Source organism: Candidatus Allofournierella excrementavium, assembly GCF_048526665.1.
Lineage (GTDB): Bacteria > Bacillota > Clostridia > Oscillospirales > Ruminococcaceae > Allofournierella_A > Allofournierella_A excrementavium.
The window spans coordinates 1-1,257 of the sequence record NZ_DBGFPE010000038.1; the positions used below are offsets into that span (position 1 = coordinate 1).

Below are 1,257 nucleotides of genomic sequence, written 5' to 3' on the forward strand. Positions count from 1 at the left end.
CACCAGATCACCTTCGACGTGCGCCAGCCCAAGACCCACAAGTTCACCATGGAGCGCCTGCGCAAGTACATCGCCGAGCACCCCTATGTGAACGTCATCCGCTACACCACCTTCTTCCATCAGTTCACGCTGGTGTTTGATGAGCTGAAGCGCGAAAAGTATGTGGACTGGTTCGGCTATTCTGCCTCCGTGTCCCCCTACATCCTGGAGCAGTTTGAGAAAGAAGTGGGCTATAAGTTCCGCCCCGAGTACATCATCGACCAGGGCTACTACAACAACCAGTACCGTGTGCCCAGCAAGGAGTTCAAGGACTTTATGGCTTTCCAGCGTCGCGAGGTAGCGAAGCTGGCCAAGGAAATGGTGGACATCACCCACGAGCTGGGCAAGGAAGCCATGATGTTCCTGGGTGACCACTGGATCGGCACCGAGCCCTACATGCCGGAGTTCGCCTCCATCGGGCTGGACGCGGTGGTAGGCAGCGTGGGCAACGGCAGCACCCTGCGCCTCATCAGCGACATTCCCGGTGTGAAATACACCGAGGGCCGCTTCCTGCCCTACTTCTTCCCCGACACCTTCCACGAGGGCGGCGACCCGGTGAAGGAAGCCAAGGAAAACTGGGTCACTGCGCGGCGGGCCATCCTGCGCAAACCGGTGGACCGCATCGGCTACGGCGGCTATCTGAAGCTGGCGCTGGAGTTCCCGGAGTTCATCGACTATGTGGAGAGCGTGTGCAACGAGTTCCGCGAGCTGTATGAGAACGCCAGGGGCACCACCGCCTACTGCATCAAAACGGTGGCGGTGCTGAACAGCTGGGGCAAGGCCCGCAGCTGGGGCTGCCACATGGTGCACCACGCTTTGTATCAGAAGCAGAACTACAGCTACGCCGGCGTGATCGAGGCGCTGTCCGGCGCGCCCTTCGACGTGCGGTTCATCAGCTTTGACGACGTCAAGGCGGACCCCGACATCCTGAAGGACGTGGACGTGCTGGTGAACGTGGGCGACGGCGACACCGCCCACACCGGCGGCGCGGTCTGGGAGGACCCGGCCGTGTCGGCGGCCATCCGGGGCTTCATCCGCCGTGGCGGCGGCTTCATCGGCGTGGGCGAGCCCTCCGGCCACCAGTACCAGGGCCACTACTTGCAGCTTGCGTCTGCGCTGGGCGTGGAAAAAGAGACGGGCATGACCCTGAACTACGACAAGTACAACTGGGAGGAGCATCCCGGCCACTTCATCCTGGCTGACACCACCAAGCCGGTG

At 62.1% G+C, this 1,257-nt stretch carries 1 protein-coding gene; it reads left to right on the top strand.

Going from position 1 to position 1,257, the window contains the following annotated elements; genetic code table 11:
• A partial coding sequence (gene gnpA, locus ACMI1Q_RS09505; RefSeq protein ID WP_419503589.1) for a 1,3-beta-galactosyl-N-acetylhexosamine phosphorylase occupies positions 1–1,257 on the top strand: 1,257 nt, incomplete at both ends.